The organism is Cellvibrio japonicus Ueda107 (assembly GCF_000019225.1).
GTDB classification, from domain to species: domain Bacteria; phylum Pseudomonadota; class Gammaproteobacteria; order Pseudomonadales; family Cellvibrionaceae; genus Cellvibrio; species Cellvibrio japonicus.
Genome location: NC_010995.1, coordinates 1,477,257 through 1,492,500, shown reverse-complemented (window position 1 = coordinate 1,492,500; position 15,244 = coordinate 1,477,257). Strand labels below are relative to the sequence as shown.

At 51.1% G+C, this 15,244-nt stretch carries 17 protein-coding genes; 4 read left to right on the top strand and 13 right to left on the bottom strand.

Annotated elements, in window-relative coordinates; translation table 11 throughout:
• Nucleotides 1-187: 187 nt before the first annotated feature.
• The 6 genes from CJA_RS06290 to CJA_RS06265 form a co-directional block, all read right to left on the bottom strand.
• Nucleotides 188-1,750 carry a hypothetical protein gene (locus CJA_RS06290; protein WP_238526834.1) on the bottom strand — a complete coding sequence of 521 codons (1,563 nt, stop codon included), beginning with the start codon at nt 1,748-1,750 and terminating at the stop codon, nt 188-190.
• Between the two features lie 139 nt (nt 1,751-1,889).
• Entirely contained in the window at nt 1,890-2,630 is a 741-nt protein-coding gene (locus CJA_RS06285; RefSeq protein ID WP_158304055.1) for a class I SAM-dependent methyltransferase, read from the bottom strand.
• Nucleotides 2,631-2,642: 12 nt separating this feature from the next.
• Nucleotides 2,643-2,879, bottom strand: a complete 237-nt coding sequence (locus CJA_RS06280) for a hypothetical protein (RefSeq protein ID WP_012486918.1) — start codon at nt 2,877-2,879, stop codon at nt 2,643-2,645.
• Between the two features lie 130 nt (nt 2,880-3,009).
• Entirely contained in the window at nt 3,010-3,462 is a 453-nt protein-coding gene (locus tag CJA_RS06275) for a hypothetical protein (RefSeq protein WP_012486917.1), read from the bottom strand.
• Nucleotides 3,463-3,557: 95 nt separating this feature from the next.
• Nucleotides 3,558-4,094 (bottom strand): flavodoxin, encoded by a 537-nt coding sequence (locus CJA_RS06270; protein ID WP_012486916.1) that lies wholly within the window; start codon nt 4,092-4,094, stop codon nt 3,558-3,560.
• Between the two features lie 291 nt (nt 4,095-4,385).
• Complete coding sequence (locus tag CJA_RS06265) at nt 4,386-5,138, bottom strand: SDR family oxidoreductase (protein ID WP_012486915.1); 753 nt, start codon at nt 5,136-5,138, stop codon at nt 4,386-4,388.
• Between the two features lie 368 nt (nt 5,139-5,506).
• On the opposite strand from CJA_RS06265, the gene CJA_RS06260 reads away from it, so the two are divergent.
• Nucleotides 5,507-7,033: a pectate lyase family protein gene (locus CJA_RS06260; RefSeq protein ID WP_012486914.1), complete on the top strand. Its 1,527-nt coding sequence runs from the start codon at nt 5,507-5,509 to the stop codon at nt 7,031-7,033.
• Between the two features lie 101 nt (nt 7,034-7,134).
• Here the strand turns inward: CJA_RS06260 and CJA_RS06255 are convergent, their stop codons facing one another.
• The 4 genes from CJA_RS06255 to CJA_RS06240 all read right to left on the bottom strand — a co-directional run bounded on the left by CJA_RS06255 (nt 7,135) and on the right by CJA_RS06240 (nt 10,210).
• On the bottom strand, nt 7,135-7,686 hold the full coding sequence (locus tag CJA_RS06255; protein ID WP_041551199.1) for a hypothetical protein: 552 nt from the start codon (nt 7,684-7,686) through the stop codon (nt 7,135-7,137).
• Nucleotides 7,687-7,711: 25 nt separating this feature from the next.
• On the bottom strand, nt 7,712-8,749 hold the full coding sequence (locus CJA_RS06250; RefSeq protein WP_012486911.1) for a Gfo/Idh/MocA family oxidoreductase: 1,038 nt from the start codon (nt 8,747-8,749) through the stop codon (nt 7,712-7,714).
• Nucleotides 8,743-9,222, bottom strand: a complete 480-nt coding sequence (locus CJA_RS06245) for a DUF4442 domain-containing protein (RefSeq protein ID WP_012486910.1) — start codon at nt 9,220-9,222, stop codon at nt 8,743-8,745. The genes CJA_RS06250 and CJA_RS06245 overlap by 7 nt, the downstream gene beginning before the upstream one ends.
• Before the next feature lie 67 nt (nt 9,223-9,289).
• The gene (locus tag CJA_RS06240; RefSeq protein ID WP_012486909.1) at nt 9,290-10,210 is read right to left on the bottom strand and encodes an ROK family protein; all 921 of its coding nucleotides are present in this window, start codon (nt 10,208-10,210) and stop codon (nt 9,290-9,292) included.
• A 228-nt stretch (nt 10,211-10,438) separates the two neighbouring features.
• Between CJA_RS06240 and CJA_RS06235 the strand changes: the two genes are divergently transcribed.
• From CJA_RS06235 to CJA_RS18605, 3 genes are read left to right on the top strand one after another with little or no spacing between them, the layout of a single operon-like run.
• Nucleotides 10,439-10,816, top strand: coding sequence for a PilZ domain-containing protein (locus CJA_RS06235; RefSeq protein WP_012486908.1), 378 nt, complete (start codon nt 10,439-10,441; stop codon nt 10,814-10,816).
• Between the two features lie 15 nt (nt 10,817-10,831).
• Entirely contained in the window at nt 10,832-11,215 is a 384-nt protein-coding gene (locus tag CJA_RS06230; RefSeq protein WP_012486907.1) for a PilZ domain-containing protein, read from the top strand.
• Nucleotides 11,216-11,228: 13 nt separating this feature from the next.
• The gene (locus CJA_RS18605; protein ID WP_012486906.1) at nt 11,229-12,086 is read left to right on the top strand and encodes a substrate-binding periplasmic protein; all 858 of its coding nucleotides are present in this window, start codon (nt 11,229-11,231) and stop codon (nt 12,084-12,086) included.
• Here the strand turns inward: CJA_RS18605 and radA are convergent.
• The 3 genes from radA to CJA_RS06210 form a co-directional block, all read right to left on the bottom strand.
• Nucleotides 12,083-13,453, bottom strand: a complete 1,371-nt coding sequence (radA, locus tag CJA_RS06220) for a DNA repair protein RadA (RefSeq protein ID WP_012486905.1) — start codon at nt 13,451-13,453, stop codon at nt 12,083-12,085. The two genes, CJA_RS18605 and radA, sit on opposite strands and share 4 nt — an antisense overlap.
• Nucleotides 13,450-14,400, bottom strand: a complete 951-nt coding sequence (locus tag CJA_RS06215) for a PDC sensor domain-containing protein (RefSeq protein ID WP_012486904.1) — start codon at nt 14,398-14,400, stop codon at nt 13,450-13,452. Before CJA_RS06215 ends, radA begins: the two co-directional genes overlap by 4 nt.
• Nucleotides 14,401-14,497: 97 nt before the next feature.
• A complete protein-coding gene (locus CJA_RS06210; protein ID WP_012486903.1) occupies nt 14,498-15,145 on the bottom strand; it encodes an STAS domain-containing protein in 648 nt (215 codons plus the stop codon).
• Nucleotides 15,146-15,244 lie beyond the last annotated feature (99 nt).

Sequence of the window (15,244 nt, the reverse complement as noted above, 5' to 3'; positions counted from 1 at the left end):
CCATAAAAATAATGCGTTATTAACGAAACGCTCTATTGCCCAAGAAACAGATATTTAAATATCTGTTTTAAGATCTTTCTGAATAGACATTATTAAAAATGTGCCAACTTTCTTTTTCATCCCATGCTTATAACATCAGCCATTACGATGAATTGAACGAAAAAAATTATCTAATGAAGACGCGAAACTACTGTAAAAAATAAATTTCTTTTTCTGGCGACACCAATTTATTCAATGCCCATATTGGCTGGGGATTATCCAGGGCGCGCAAAAGCACATTATAATCCTGCAGTGCACGAGTTTCCTGCTCGTAGGGTTCAACACTTACCTGGCGATGATTGCTAAACACATGGGTCTCTGTGGTTTCCTTGCGCTCGCGCTCCAGGACCAGGCTATCCACCCGGTCACCCGTTAAGGCAAGGGAGCGCTTGATACTGCCAACGACATGTTGGGTGATATAACTGTAATTACCACCCTCCAAATCCGGCCCTTCTGTTACCCCGGGCATACCATCAAAACGGTTATTGATTAATTCGTAGCGCGACTCCTGCGCCACCCATAATTGGTGGTTACTGCGCTCAATGCGAGTCTCCTGCTCCAGTGTTAACACCAATGAGGAAGCCTGGGTATAAAAATTGGGATTATGGATAACAGGAGAGCGAATACTGGCTTTGAAATCCGGCAAACCGCTATCAAATGCGGCCAGGATCGCATCCCTTTTACGCGTTTCTGCGGTTGGCTCAGGCAATCCGATAAACGATGAAAACACCGCGCTAAACGCATCGCGCATAAAACGTTTGGATTTATTATTGGTATCGGCATTCTCTGCGGATTGGTTAATCAAGTCGACATAGGCCTGCAAGATTTCTGCGTGTGCTGGCTTGCCTGTCGCCAAGCCCTGCAAATGGGCAGTGACCTCTACCGAGTAATCATTAATGTCTTTCGCTGTCAGGGTTTGGGTTTGTGCGCTTTCATCCACAGTGTATTCATAAGTGTGCGTCACACGGGTATCCCCCTGCGGGCGAGACAAATTCAAGCTGAAAGAGCTGATAATGCTGGTGTCTATATCTTTCAGGCCACGCAGTTCTGCGGTATCCGAACGAAAAAACTCATCGGCTACCTGCCCCAGCTTGTCCGCCAGACGGCCCAGGGCTTTTTGCTCTTCCGGCGACAGCTCGCCATCCACCAACATGGAAAACGCCAGTGCACTATCGCTGCCGACAGAGCTGTGTTTAAGCTCGATCAGGATTGAATCGCCATCGCGGGTTCTGATCTCCAGCATGATGGATTCTTTCAACGCCGTAGTAGAGAGCGAAAAATTGGGCCTGAGTTTGTCCACAGCGGCATCGGCTGCAGCACTGAATTGCCGCGCTTCGTTGCGATACTCGCGCGTTTCGCCACTCAAAGCACCAATCTGGCTAAAAATACTGCTCGCCATAAAGGGCGCTTTCTTGCTGCGTACACTATTGAGCGAACTGATCAGGTTGTTGCCAACCGATGCTGCTGCGGAACCACGCGGACTGGTATCGCGCAAACCGGTATAAACCACCGCTGGCTTGTCATAGGTTGATGGTGCCTCCTGCCTTTGCCCCAGGCTTACCTGATCCTCTACCCATATTGGGTTAACCGACAATACGCTGATCTGACCGGTATTGGCAGCGGCAGGCGCTGTTGATAAGGGGGAAGATACAGGCAATAGGGGATTGGCCGTCACTTGCATAAACGCATCTCCATAGGGGATCACCAGCAAACAGGGCTACTGGCGATAGAGCAGAAAGGCTTATTTAATAAAGTTGTGTCGGCAGTGGGATAAAAAGCTTGAGCCAGGTGTTGATAGACAGTTCAGGCCAGGCACCGGGATTGGGTTTCCAGTGCCCAACCCGACACCATCATTCACTAAAGCTGGCAGAAATGCAGGTCACAGATTGGCAGCTGTATTTACCGGGACGAAAAGTTTCCAGCTGTTTAATCTCGCCCCCCAGGCCGGCAATGACCTGTGGCCAGTTAATCATTCCGGATTGCCTTTTCCAGAAACGCCACCACGACTTATACCCGCTGCGGCGCTCGTGTATCTGGCCCGCCAATAACAGCGCAATCTCCACACCGGGTTGGCGCAACCGGAGTAACTCCTGCAACAGGGCCAGGCAGGCCTTATGGTCTTGCTCGCGCGATATACCATCAATACTCACCAACAGGGGGGTTGTGCCCTGCCAGCCACAGGTATTGACGACAGCCTGTGGCGATGCCGTATTACTGATTAACTGGTAATTATCAATTAACGGCATGGCGTCCATCTTCAACTGCACTATGTCAGGAGCATCCACATCTACCCAGGAAAACTGGGGCCACTCATGCTGCTCACTGAGCCGATGAAAACGCGTGCTCAGCCCTGCGCCCAATTCCACCGCCATGGCCTTGGGATAATGCGCAAAGAATGCCAGGCAATGGAAATCTATCCAGCGATTGGCCCGTAAATAGGAGCGCTCCATCAGCGGATTAAAGCGTATGGCGCCGTCAACATTTAACAAGGCGGCCAGGCGACTGGCCGCACGATCGTAAAAACCGACATCGGGCCAAAAAAGTGGCGCAACAGCACGCGCATTTAACGCACAAAAGTCCCGGTTCATCATGACCTCCATTGCTTAATGGCAGGCTTTGCGATATTCATCGTGCAGTAACTGCCGACCTACCGACATGGCAAAGGTACACACATACACCTGGGGATCACCTACCAACGCCATCACGTCTGCCTCCTGCAGGCGTCGACGCGTTTCCTGGATGATTCTCGATGCAAACTCCACTGACGCAAAACGTTGCGCCAAATACACCATTAACTCAGGTTCCATATCATCAATGGATGTAATTTCCTGTGACCGCATACCCCACCCCTTTAAATGAGAATTAATTTCATTTGATGTTTATTATTATCAAGAGATGCAATTTATCAAGCGCTTTACGATGGAATTTTGCTAAAAAATAACTATGCGGAGACACCGGGTAATAGTCTGGCTAATGCGTTAATCCGGATTTCGCATCTGCCATCAGCAACAGCCCTATCCAATGATCAACCTGTGCAGTTGCAGCGCGCTGAATATCACGCAAAGGCTTCAACAACTGCACCGCATGCGCCATACCCAACATCGGCTGCAAGCTGTGCAAGGACATCACCCGCAACTGGGCGAGCAAAGGCTGTTGGTTAGTCTTGTGGAGTACCAGGGCATATTCCACCACGGTGCGCACATAGGCTTTTACTGCACAGCATTTGCAAGGCGCCTGCTGCAACATGAATTCAGCGCAGGTGTAACTGCGCTCATATTCAGCCAGCGCCCGGGGCCAATTCAGAGATATTATCTGCTGCCAGGCAAGGCTTTGTTGCCGATACCACTCCTCGACGGCCTTGACGCCACTTGGCATTGCATCCGCCTTAGCAACGTGATTTCTTCCCGCTGTGCGTCCCTTCATAAATGTCCCCTTACTGCATCAATCATAAACATGATCCCGGTTGGATTACCTAGGCCTGCGCCAAATCCCGCAGATTGAATCGGCAGCACTTCGGCTTACAGAGCCACCGCCAATTGTTCAAACTCATCCACAATCTGCGCTACCCAGGTATTTACCCGGCTATCGGTCAACTCAAATTGCTGGTCTTCGTCAATTGCCAAACCACAAAATTCACTCAGGTCATCATTCGCTGCCAGAGAGGCAGAAAATTTATAGCCCTCTGTCGACCAACGCCCAATGATTTGGGCACCGACTTGCGCCACACGCTCATGTAACCAACCCATCGCATCGACAAAATAATCACCGTAACCACGCTGGTCGCCCAAGCCATAAAGTGCAACTACACGATTACTCAGATCCAGCGCCAGGAGCGTACTTTCAAAATCCTCCCAATCCTCCTGGATGCCACCAAAGTCCCAGGTGGGAATGCCCAAAATCAGGAACGGATAGGACAACAGCACCTCTGGTGAGGCTTCGCTAATATTGACCATTTCTACGATATAGCCGTAATTGCGCAGGGCCTCTGCAATTTTTCCACCCACTTCTTCTGTATTACCTGTATCTGTTCCAAATACCAAACCTATGGTTGCCATTTACTATTCCTCACCGGATCTATTTGTACGGGCAGTCGTTAATCATTAACCAAGCTGTGGGAAGCGGGCGACTCGCCATCATTCGAGTTGCAACCCGATGGGGGACTTAGAAGAGGTAAGACACATGGAGGGAGTAACACCTCAAAAACAGAGCCGCATTAGCCATCAGCAATGGATTGAGGCGTTATCCTAATTTAAATGATAATGATTATCAACAACAAAAGAAATAATATTGCATTTTTGAGGGTGAGGGTATTAAACAGATTAATACCTGGCCACGCCTGACCCACCCTAGAGTCCCCCCGTCAGGTCAACGATAGTGCCCGTCGAAAATGCCGATTTATCCGAGGCCAGCCATAAAATGGCCTCCGCTACTTCCTCGGGATAACCACCGCGCCCGAGGGGGATACGGCTTTTCAAACGATCGACCCGCCCGGGCTCACCACCATCGGCATGCATATCGGTGTATATGAAACCGGGGCGAACACCATTAACCCGGATGCCCTCTCCGGCCACTTCCAGGGCGAGCCCCCGGGTCATGGTATCTATTGCCCCTTTGGATGCGGCGTAATCCACATACTCATTAGGCGATCCCGACCGTGCGGCACCCGATGACACATTGACAATAGCCCCACCAGAACCACCATATTTGGTTGACATACGTTTGACCGCTTCGCGTGCGCAGAGAAAATAACTGGTGATGTTATTGACCAGAATGCTGTTTATCCGCTCCGCTGTCATAGACTCCAGCCTGCACTGTTGTTTGAGAATAGCGGCGTTGTTCACCAATACTGATAAAGTCCCGAAATGCTCATCAATGCGCGCAAATAAATTCACCACCTCATCCTCTATGGACACATCTGCCTGCACTGCCAGGCACTCTCCACCACCGGCACATATTTCATCCCTCAATTGGTGCGCAGGTTCAGATCGGCTTTTGTAATTAATACAAACGGCATACCCCTCCTGAGCAAACAACCTGGCTGTCGCCGCTCCTATTCCCCGTCCACCACCGGTGATCAATACAACTTTTTTGCCTGCCATCCGTTTACCCCCTGGTAACACCTGTAACATTTTGATGAAACACCCACTTTTTGAGTCGCTGTTTATTTTAAGGATATAGGTTTGTAACTATTGGAAACAACTATTACTCACACAGGTGTGTCATCTGGATTTTTAATCATATAAATGCCAGAATAGATTTCACGACCTGTTAAGTAATCTGTGTCGTGCCTCACTCAAGAGTTTTTACGCTTCGGTTTAGACAGCTGCCTACCGGGCAGAGAATAAAAATAAAATATTCTTTCTATTGGAAAAGGCGTTACCTACCCACTTTTCCATCAATAAAATTGTGCAAACGTGGTCTCGGTCAATCCGTCCCTAAATTTAATAATTAAGACGAGATTGTAATTATGTTTCAAACTCACGTATTCAGAGGTTTGCCTTTTGCTATCAAATCCGCAGTCCTTGCCACAGCCCTGCTTGTTGGCAACTCTGCATCTGCAGCCGCAACCGCAGGTTTCTCCACGACGGATGGCGGTAACGTAACAGGGGCTCGATCGTTCAGCGCATCGACCTACGAGCAAATCAACACCATTATTGCCAACGCCAAGCTGGATGATAACGGCAAGAAAGTCACTGGTGGTGCTTACCCCGTTATCATTACCTACACCGGTAACGAAGATGCCCTCATCAGCCAGGTGATCCGCGACCATACCGTTGACTCGTCAGGCAACTGTCCCAAGGCGCGCTGGAATGATGCTTACCGCTATGTAGAAATCAAGGAATTCACCAAGGGTGTCACCATCCAGGGCGCCAACGGCTCTTCCGCCAACTTCGGTATCGTTATCAATAAATCCAGCAATGTGATTGTGCGTAACATGAAGATTGGTGCCCTGGCAGGTGCTAATAACGATGCTGATATGATCCGTATCGACAGCGGTGTGAACGTATGGATTGACCACAACGAGCTGTTTGCAGTGAACAACGAATGTAAAGGTTCTCCCGATGGCGACCTGACATTTGAAAGTGCAATCGACATCAAGAAAAGCTCCCAGGACATCACTGTCTCTTACAACTACATCCACGATGTGAAGAAAGTGGGCCTCGATGGTTCCAGCAGCAGTGACATCGCTGGCGGCCGCAAGATCACTTTCCACCACAACGTTTATCGCAATGTGAATGCGCGCCTGCCCTTGCAACGCGGTGGTTGGATTCACGTGTACAACAACCTGTACGACGGTATTACCGATTCCGGTATTAACGTGCGCCAGGCGGGTTATGCACTGATTGAAAGCAACTGGTTCCAAAATGCCAAGAACCCGATCACCTGCCGCTATGACAGCAGCAATTGTGGTTTCTGGGACCTGCGTAACAACAACGTGCGCAATCCCGGTGATTTTGCTACCTACAACATCACCTGGAGCAGCGGCGGTACCATTGATGCCACCAACTGGACCACAACACAGCCTTTCCCAATCTCCCTGCCTTACAGCTACTCACCGGTAAGCGCACAATGTGTTAAGGATAAGCTGGAGCAATTCGCCGGTGTTGGTAAAAACAATGCCCAGTTGACGTCTTCCGCCTGTGGTGGATCGACCTCCTCTACACCGGTCTCTTCGTCATCTTCCAGCCGTTCATCCAGCTCGGTGGCTGTTTCCTCTTCCAGCAGCTCATCAAGCAGTTCTGCCGCTGTCAGCAGCTCCGCAGGTTCTGCCCCAGTATTGAGTGGTACCGGTGATTATCCAAGCGGATTCTCCAAGTGTGCTGACTTGAATGGTACCTGCTCTGTTGAGTCTGGTGATGGCTGGGTTGCGTTCGGCCGTAAAGGCAAGTGGGTAACCAAGCGCGTTTCTGTACCAGGCACAATTGCCTGTACCGTTGCAGCCTTTGGCTCTGACCCAGGTGGCAATCCTAACAAGTGCTCTTACAAGCGCTAATAATGGATGGGAAAAACGGCCGCTGGCCGTTTTTCCTGTTTTATAGGATGTATTTTTATTGATTGGTCTTTGTTACAACGCCTGATAAGCCAGCGGATTTTTTAGCGCTGGCACTGGTTCCACTCATCCAGTCGCTCAAAAAACTGCAAGGTTTCCCGGGCGGCATTCTCTTTGATGTAATCCTCAAACAATGCCTTTTTAGCGCACATACGATGCCCTACATACCAGCTCAGCGGATAGCGCACATCATCTATCTGGACAAGGCTGGAGCGAACAGCAATTTCCAATTGGCTGATTAAAAACAAGGAGCGGTCGAATCGGTCCACGATATATTTCGCCCTGGCATCACTTACCGGATTTTCCAGTACGGCATAGATAGTTCCGGCATTGATTCGAACCTTTTCACCATTGATCTCATATTCGCGCCCGTCATCATCCCAATCCATCATTTCCATGGCCTTCCAGCCTTCATCAGCAAGCATGTTGTTAACCATTTCCCGGGCCATTTTGGCTTGCTCCCAGCGCAAATTGCGCACCCCCTGTTGATTACTTTCCCATAACTGATACACACCGGTAAAAATCGCGATCAAGCCGCCAACCACCCCCACAAACCCTACCACAGACTCCAGATAGCTCCTGTTCTCGTCAACCATAAAACCATCCTTCCACACGTATTTGTTAGAGTGAGACCAACCGATGTTGTCGCGCACTTTCCTCTCCGGCAAGTAACAATTCAACCCCCAGCAAAGACTGCTGTGGCAAAAAGGCCAAAGGCGCTGTGCCAACAATGGCATCGACAATGTTTTGATAATAATGCTCATAGCATCCGGGCTGCCCAGGCAACCGGTGGCGCTGGCTTTCCCCCTGGTGATGGCAATGCAGGATGCCGTAGTTATCTTCACCCGGTTGGGCCCAACCGGGCATACCGGGGGTAATACCACGCATCATCTGCGCCTCCTGAACGTCCTGCCCGAACTTCAGGAACGATCCCCTATCACCATGGACACTCACTGTCGCTCCCTTTTCACTAACGTAGGTATTGGAGCGCAACATGACACGCATATCCTGGTAGTGAAAAATACTGGTGAAATAATCGGTAGAACCTTCTGCCCGACGCAAACTGCGCATCTCGGCATACACAGCCTCGGGCTTGCCAAACAGGCACAGCATGGAATCGACCATATGGATTCCCAAATCAAACCAGGTACCCGAGCCGGGTAAATTGTCTTCCTTCCATTTTTTATGGGTGATACTGGTGCGATAGCGATCGTAATGCCATTCCACTTCAACGATACGCCCCAGCTGGCCCGATTGAATGACCTGCTGTACATCCAGATGGTCGCTTTCAAGGCGCTTGTTTTGGAATACCGAGAGAATCCGCTGCTGTTGCTCCGCCAGGGCAATCAGCGCTTCACCTTCTGCCAGACTGAGCGTAAACGGCTTTTCCACCACTACATGCTTGCCTGCCAACAGCGCCGCCTTTGCCATCGGAAAATGAAACTCGTTGGGTGTATTTACCACCACCAGATGGATATCCGGATTTTCGATAATCTCCGCAAAGCTTTGCGCAACAGTTACCTGCGGATAATCTGCCAGGGCCGTTGGTTGCTGCCGTTGCAAAATACTGTGTAACTTCAGGCGCGGTTCGGCAGTGATTAATGGGGCATGGAAAACCTTACTCGACATGCCATAAGAACAAAGGGCAACATTCAACATGGAGGTGACTCATCAGATCCGCGCCGTGCACGCGGTTTTAGTTTGATATAGATGGTGCGCTTAACGCGCGCGACCAGGGTATTGTCCCTATCGAGAATCTCGACAGTGTAAGTGGGCAGGTATTTTTCCCCCGAGGCGGTATTCGCTTTCACATCATCGATCATGGCCTGGGTCAACACAAAGTGTGCCTGGACATGGCTTTTACCGGGGCTGATGTAATCAATCTCCGCATGCTTATCCCACACGTAATAATCATTACCGAGATTATTCATCAACATTAACATGTACCAGGGATCTGTCATGGACATGAGGCTACCGCCATATTGCACCCCCACATAATTGCGCGTGTACCAGCGCAGATAGAGCGTCACACGCGCTTCGCGATAATCCCTGCGCAGAGCGTTAATCTTGATACCGGCAAAAAACAGCGGTGGCCAGAGGTTGGCTAATACACGAAATACACCTGCTCTCATGTGCGCTCCTCACTATAAGGCAACAAAAAACCGAATCAGGATTTAGGCACTGCGACACCTGTGCCGGTCACCCGGGATTGTGCAGGGGATTCAACCAGGCGGCCCCCCGCACACCGGAAGAGTCGCCATGCAGCGCCCGTTTAACCGGTGTATCACACTCACCACCAAACACATAGCGGGACAGGCGCTCGGGTATCCGGTTATAAATTTCATCAATATTGGACGCGCCGCCCCCCAACACGATCACATCGGGATCAATCACGTTAACGATCGCGGCCAAACCTCGGGCCAGTTGATCGATATAGCTATCCAGCACCTGGGCCGCCAGTGCATCCCGGGCGCGGGCCAGCGCTACAATCTCATGGCCCTGTAGCTCGCGATTACTCGCCAGGCGGTACGACAGGCACAGCCCGGTTCCCGACAGGAATGTCTCCTGGCAACCGCGTTTACCGCAATAGCAGGTGCGCACCTCCAATTCCGGGGCCGCCGTCCAGGGTAAGGGATTATGCCCCCATTCACCGGCAACCCCGTTCGGCCCAACCAGCGGTATCCCCCGATAAACCAGGCCAGCACCACAACCCGTTCCGAGGATACCGGCAAATACCAGATCATAACCACGCCCGGCACCATCAACGGCTTCCGAAACCGCCAGGCAATTGGCATCGTTGGTCATTTGGACAGGGCGCTGCAAATGCCCGGAAAGATCCTGCTGGAAAGGTTTGCCATTCAGCCAGGTAGCGTTGGCATTTTTGACGCAACCGGTTTTACGCGAAATAGTACCGGGAATACCGATACCCACGGGCAAATGTGCCTGGCCAGCAGCAGCTTCAGCCTGTTGCACCAATCCGGCAATATCGCGCAGGGTAGCCGCATAATCATTGCGCACTGTGGGAATGCGGGTGCGAAACAACTCCTGGCTATCGCCATTAAGCAGGATGACCTCGGTTTTAGTGCCGCCGAGATCTATACCAATTCGAAACTCTGTCATATCTGCTATCCCATTAGCGCGCCGTACTTGATCGAAAACAGCCCTGCCACAGGGCTACTGATACGACCGGCATTATAGGTTTGCGCCATCCGGCCGGGCAAACTTGTAGAGTAAGTACCGAAGTATTTGCAGAGTGAACCCCCCAAGTAATGGCGAATCGCCTATCTGCAGCTACACTCATCACATCAACCCGCAATTGCATGTTTTGCTTTTCACAACGAATACAATATGGCGACAACCTCATCAACCAACGAGCGGCGACGCTTCAGTCGTGTGCTTTTCGATGCCCATGTAGAATTGGCCCAAGGTGATTTTCACTGGCGGGCAACCCTGCTGGATATTTCCCTCAACGGCATGCTGCTGCAACAGCAACTACCGGAAGCAGTAAACCAGCAAGAGCCCATACTGGTAAAAATTATCCTTGCCGATAACACCTCTATTGCCATGTCGGTGACCCTGGCCCACCAGCATAACCAACAGACCGGGCTGGTGTGCAGCGCAATTGATATCGACAGTGTCTGCCACCTGCGCCGCCTGATTGAACTCAACCTGGGAGACGCCACCGCTGCCGAGAGAGAACTTTCGGAATTAATGAGCGACTACTAAGACGAGGCACAGCTCATGAATACCCTGGAACATGAGGACAATCAGCCAAGTCCCGAAGATCGCCGGCAGTATCCGCGCCTGCCATTGCGCGCCTATGCACAAATGCAGTATTCCAGCAAAGGCTGGGAAGCCCATCTGTTAGATATATCGGCGTCGGGCATCAAGCTTGGGTTATTAAGTGAACACTTGTTGCGCAAGGGGGACGCCCTGCGTGTACACGTTATGCTGGACGATTTTCCTGCGTTTACTCACTCAGGTAAAAAAAGCCTGCACCTGCACGGCCGCCTGGCCCATGTACGCGACCATATCCTTGGCCTGGAATTCCAGCCGGATACACCGGCGGATAAAAACCTGCTGGATGAATTGCTGACCCAGCTATCCGCGCAAGAGAGCCGATAAAATCATCAATCCCATGTTGTCCCTGCGCCCACATTTCCATGCTCTTGGCCATTGGCTGTTACTTGGCCTGTTAACCTGCGCCAGCCATGGCAGCTACGGTGAAAAACCACTCCATCTGCGTTTGATAGATCCGCAACAGGTTGAACCCGAATCCACCAGGCATTATTACATCCGGGCACTTGAATTGGCCTTGAGTAAAACCGCTACAGCCAATGAAAAGCTCCAATTTCACTTTATCGACCAATCGGTTGGACGTGAACGCGTTCGCGCAATGATCATGCACGATGAACTGGACGTGATGTGGAGCAGCAGTACGCGCGAGCGCGAAGAACACCTGGAAGCCGTTAAATTCAATTTATTGCGCGGAATCAATGAGTATCGCTTCCTGTTAATACGAAAACAGGATCAGGCGCGCTTCAAGCCAATCCATGACCTGGAAGGTCTCCGCAAATTCACACTGGGCAGTGGCACACACTGGAGTGATACAGACATATTTCGCCGCCATGGCTTTCGTGTCGTCACCGCCTGGAACCACGAATCGCTCTTTCGCATGCTGGCAGCCAAACGCTTCGATTTTATGGCGCGGACCTACAATGAGATCCAGCGCGAAATCCGCGAGCGCCCGGAACTTAACCTGGTTGTAGAAAACCATTTACTTTTGCGTTATGAGCAACCGATTTATTTTTTTGTGCATAAAAATAATCAGGAATTAGCTCGCCGCCTGGAGCGCGGTCTGCAACTGGCCCAGGCCGATGGCAGCCTGGGCGAATTGTTTTTCAGTATCGAGGAATTCAAAGATGCCTGGAATGCGTTGCAGCACATGGATCGCACAATCATCCATCTCCCTACGTTCGACAGGGATCAGGATTAGAGCGACTCCAGGGCCTGTTGCAAATTTTTAACGGCGACAACCTCAATTCCCAACTCTTTCACCCGTGACGCATTGGCAAAAGGCACTATGGCTTTTTTAAACCCGTGCTTGGCTGCCTCGCGCAAACGCTCCTGGCCGCTGGGAACCGGACGGATTTCCCCGGATAACCCCACCTCACCAAATACAATCAGATCCTGCGGCAATAATTGATCGCGAAAACTGGAGACAATCGCCAGCAACACCGCCAGATCCGCACTGGTTTCCATAACACGCACACCGCCGACCACATTCACAAAGACATCCTGGTCTCCCACCATAATGCCACCGTGGCGATGCAATACAGCGAGCAACATCGACAAGCGATTTTGATCCATCCCCACCGCTACCCTTCGGGGGTTGCCGATATGGCTATCATCGACCAGGGCCTGGATTTCAATCAACAGTGGGCGGGTCCCCTCCCACATGACCATCACCACAGAACCGGGAGCCACATCTTCTGCACGCTGTAAAAAAATCGCTGAGGGATTGTTCACTTCGCGCATGCCCTGCTCAGTCATGGCAAATACGCCCAGCTCATTTACCGCCCCAAAACGGTTTTTATGGCCACGCAAAGTGCGAAAACGCGAGTCGTTATCCCCCTCCAGCAGGATTGAGCAATCAATCATATGCTCCAGTACCTTGGGCCCGGCCAGGGAGCCGTCTTTGGTGACATGTCCGACCAGGATCAATACCGTACCTGTTTGCTTGGCAAAACGGGTGAGATAAGCGGCACTTTCCCGCACCTGGGATACGGAGCCGGGTGCGGAAGTAATATCCTCCATGTGCATAACCTGGATGGAATCAATCACCATCACCTTGGGCTGAACCTGTTGTGCCGTTGCACAGATGGCTTCGACACTGGTTTCACTCAGCATTTGCAATTTATCCGTCGGCAAGCCAAGGCGCTGCGCGCGCATGGCCACCTGCTGTAAGGATTCCTCACCGGTCACATAGAGCGCGGACATGGTGCGCGCTAAATTACACAGGGTTTGCAGCAGTAATGTCGATTTACCCGCGCCGGGATTGCCGCCAATCAGCACCACAGAACCAGGCACAAAACCTCCCCCCAGGACACGATCGAACTCACCGGTACCGCTGCTGAAACGCGGTAAATCCTGTAGGGAAATCTGGGCAAGGGTTTGCACCGGATTACCGGAGGCACCACCGGCATAGCCTTCAAACTTGGCGGCGCGATTGCCCGGCGTCGGGCCGAGGCGCACCTCGCTCAGGCTATTCCAGGCACCGCACTCGGTACACTGTCCCTGCCATTTTTTAAAATCGGCACCACATTCATTACAGACAAAAGCGGATTTTTGTTTACTGCTCACACAATGTCCCTACCCTGGCGTTTATCTTTAACCCTGTCGGTCGTGAGACGCAAGTAAATGCCCAGCCCCACCAGTAAGGCAACAGCAGCAAACAGCATCAATACAGCGGAATTGAGGTGTGTCGGATCGCCCAACAGGGATTTAAACATCAATAGCAATGATTCAATGGAAACCGCAATAACAATGGCCGACATAAAACGGCTGATAGTGCGCCGGGTGGAATCTGTGTGGTGAATGTCCTTGTGCAGCAATACTTCTTCCTCCAGGATGGTTTTACCCAGGTCAAAAATAGCCAACCCCAGGGTCACCAGAATCACCAGATGGAATGCCTGGGTAGCCGTGTTGGTATGTTCATAGACCACATCAAACAGCGATTTCCCTGCCGAAAAAATCAGCAACCCGGATACCAATACCAACATTAAGCCAATGATGCCGTACACCACCTGAAACAGCGGGTGTACACGTAAACGCAACGCGTCACCATTGAGGAAGGTGATTAATTTTTCCAGGTTAAAATTAATCACCAGGTAACGCACATCCCCCTTATCACTGTTAAAACGCTGCACCGCAGAAATCGCCAATTGTTGGGTAGCGCTGGAAAGATAGGGCTGGGTTACTGTCAGTGCCCGATTGTTGTCACGTGCGCTGGTGTAATAAACCCGGTTACTGCGATCCGATCCCAACCCGGGCTCACGGCGCTTGGAGTCTGCGATATTGGGAGCCGCCGCCGATTCTGTTACCTGGTTGCCGTGCTCATCAATGCAATAGAGCAATTCCACAAAAGGATAGGATTGGTGTAATTGCTCAACTTTTTTTTGCATCAGCTCGTTGGCATTGTGCAACTTTAGCGGCGGCAGGGAAGTAATAATGGATTCCAGCAGGCGTTCAATCTGGGGTTGGTATTCGTCGTATTTCTGCAGCAGATAAAGATAGTTGCGGGGTGTCATAAGAGCACTCATCTGTAAAAACGCGGTGGGAAACTGCCAATGGAAGAGTGCCCATAATCGCTAAATTGCCCTTTTGACACAAGGAGGCAGGCAGGACTTATACGTCCATCGGCGCCAGGCTTTGAATCACAAAATATTTATCCATTCCTGTCCAGTTCAATAATTGAGCAACATCCCGACTGCAATTGTACAAACGGATCACCTCATGCTGCGCCCCCCTATGCTCCTTGAACAACAATAGCATTCCCAAACCAATCAGGCTGAGCGCCGGGGTATGGCTAAGGTTGAACTCATATTCATCAACCCGGGTAGACAGGGTCTCTGCCAGTAGGCGCTGCCATTCCAGGCGCAGTTCGTGATCAATATTGCCATGGATATTAATGCGCAGGCCGTGACCATTATTGATCAATACCCATTCAAGTGAGGATTTTTTACCGCCATGGGACGCTGAACTTTTGTGCGCAGCCAGATAAGCAGCTCTGGCAGAAGGAATCCCCCCCCGGACAAAAGGTACCTTGGGGCCTGAAGCCAATGTAGATGCCGCTGAAGGGGTCGATACCGTAGCAGCCCGAGGTTTTGCCTGGGCCGGCCAATCCGCAGGCACCACATCATCCCAGGTGCTTTCTCCAGCCTGGGTGCTGACAACTTCATCAATCACGCGTCCAGCCGCTCGCTTGGCGCGCTCCTGGTCGCCGTCGGCACGGGATATTTGCTTTTCTCCAACAAAGGGGACAAAGCGACGCATGAATAGCTCCCAACATTGCTCTTTTTATGTACCCATAACTCTAGATCAGCTTGCGCCAAATGCATCCTCTTGAAAAAACTCTGAATAAAAAAACGTATT

Bases quoted from the DNA above. Each gene is read 5' to 3' on its own strand.
- CJA_RS06285 (WP_158304055.1), bottom strand. From the start codon at position 2,630: ATGATGAACCGGGACTTTTGTGCGTTAAATGCGCGTGCTGTTGCGCCA.
- CJA_RS06280 (WP_012486918.1), bottom strand. From the start codon at position 2,879: ATGCGGTCACAGGAAATTACATCCATTGATGATATGGAACCTGAGTTA.
- CJA_RS06275 (WP_012486917.1), bottom strand. From the start codon at position 3,462: ATGAAGGGACGCACAGCGGGAAGAAATCACGTTGCTAAGGCGGATGCA.
- CJA_RS06270 (WP_012486916.1), bottom strand. From the start codon at position 4,094: ATGGCAACCATAGGTTTGGTATTTGGAACAGATACAGGTAATACAGAA.
- CJA_RS06265 (WP_012486915.1), bottom strand. From the start codon at position 5,138: ATGGCAGGCAAAAAAGTTGTATTGATCACCGGTGGTGGACGGGGAATA.
- CJA_RS06260 (WP_012486914.1), top strand. From the start codon at position 5,507: ATGTTTCAAACTCACGTATTCAGAGGTTTGCCTTTTGCTATCAAATCC.
- CJA_RS06255 (WP_041551199.1), bottom strand. From the start codon at position 7,686: ATGGTTGACGAGAACAGGAGCTATCTGGAGTCTGTGGTAGGGTTTGTG.
- CJA_RS06250 (WP_012486911.1), bottom strand. From the start codon at position 8,749: ATGTTGAATGTTGCCCTTTGTTCTTATGGCATGTCGAGTAAGGTTTTC.
- CJA_RS06245 (WP_012486910.1), bottom strand. From the start codon at position 9,222: ATGAGAGCAGGTGTATTTCGTGTATTAGCCAACCTCTGGCCACCGCTG.
- CJA_RS06240 (WP_012486909.1), bottom strand. From the start codon at position 10,210: ATGACAGAGTTTCGAATTGGTATAGATCTCGGCGGCACTAAAACCGAG.
- CJA_RS06235 (WP_012486908.1), top strand. From the start codon at position 10,439: ATGGCGACAACCTCATCAACCAACGAGCGGCGACGCTTCAGTCGTGTG.
- CJA_RS06230 (WP_012486907.1), top strand. From the start codon at position 10,832: ATGAATACCCTGGAACATGAGGACAATCAGCCAAGTCCCGAAGATCGC.
- CJA_RS18605 (WP_012486906.1), top strand. From the start codon at position 11,229: ATGTTGTCCCTGCGCCCACATTTCCATGCTCTTGGCCATTGGCTGTTA.
- CJA_RS06215 (WP_012486904.1), bottom strand. From the start codon at position 14,400: ATGACACCCCGCAACTATCTTTATCTGCTGCAGAAATACGACGAATAC.
- CJA_RS06210 (WP_012486903.1), bottom strand. From the start codon at position 15,145: ATGCGTCGCTTTGTCCCCTTTGTTGGAGAAAAGCAAATATCCCGTGCC.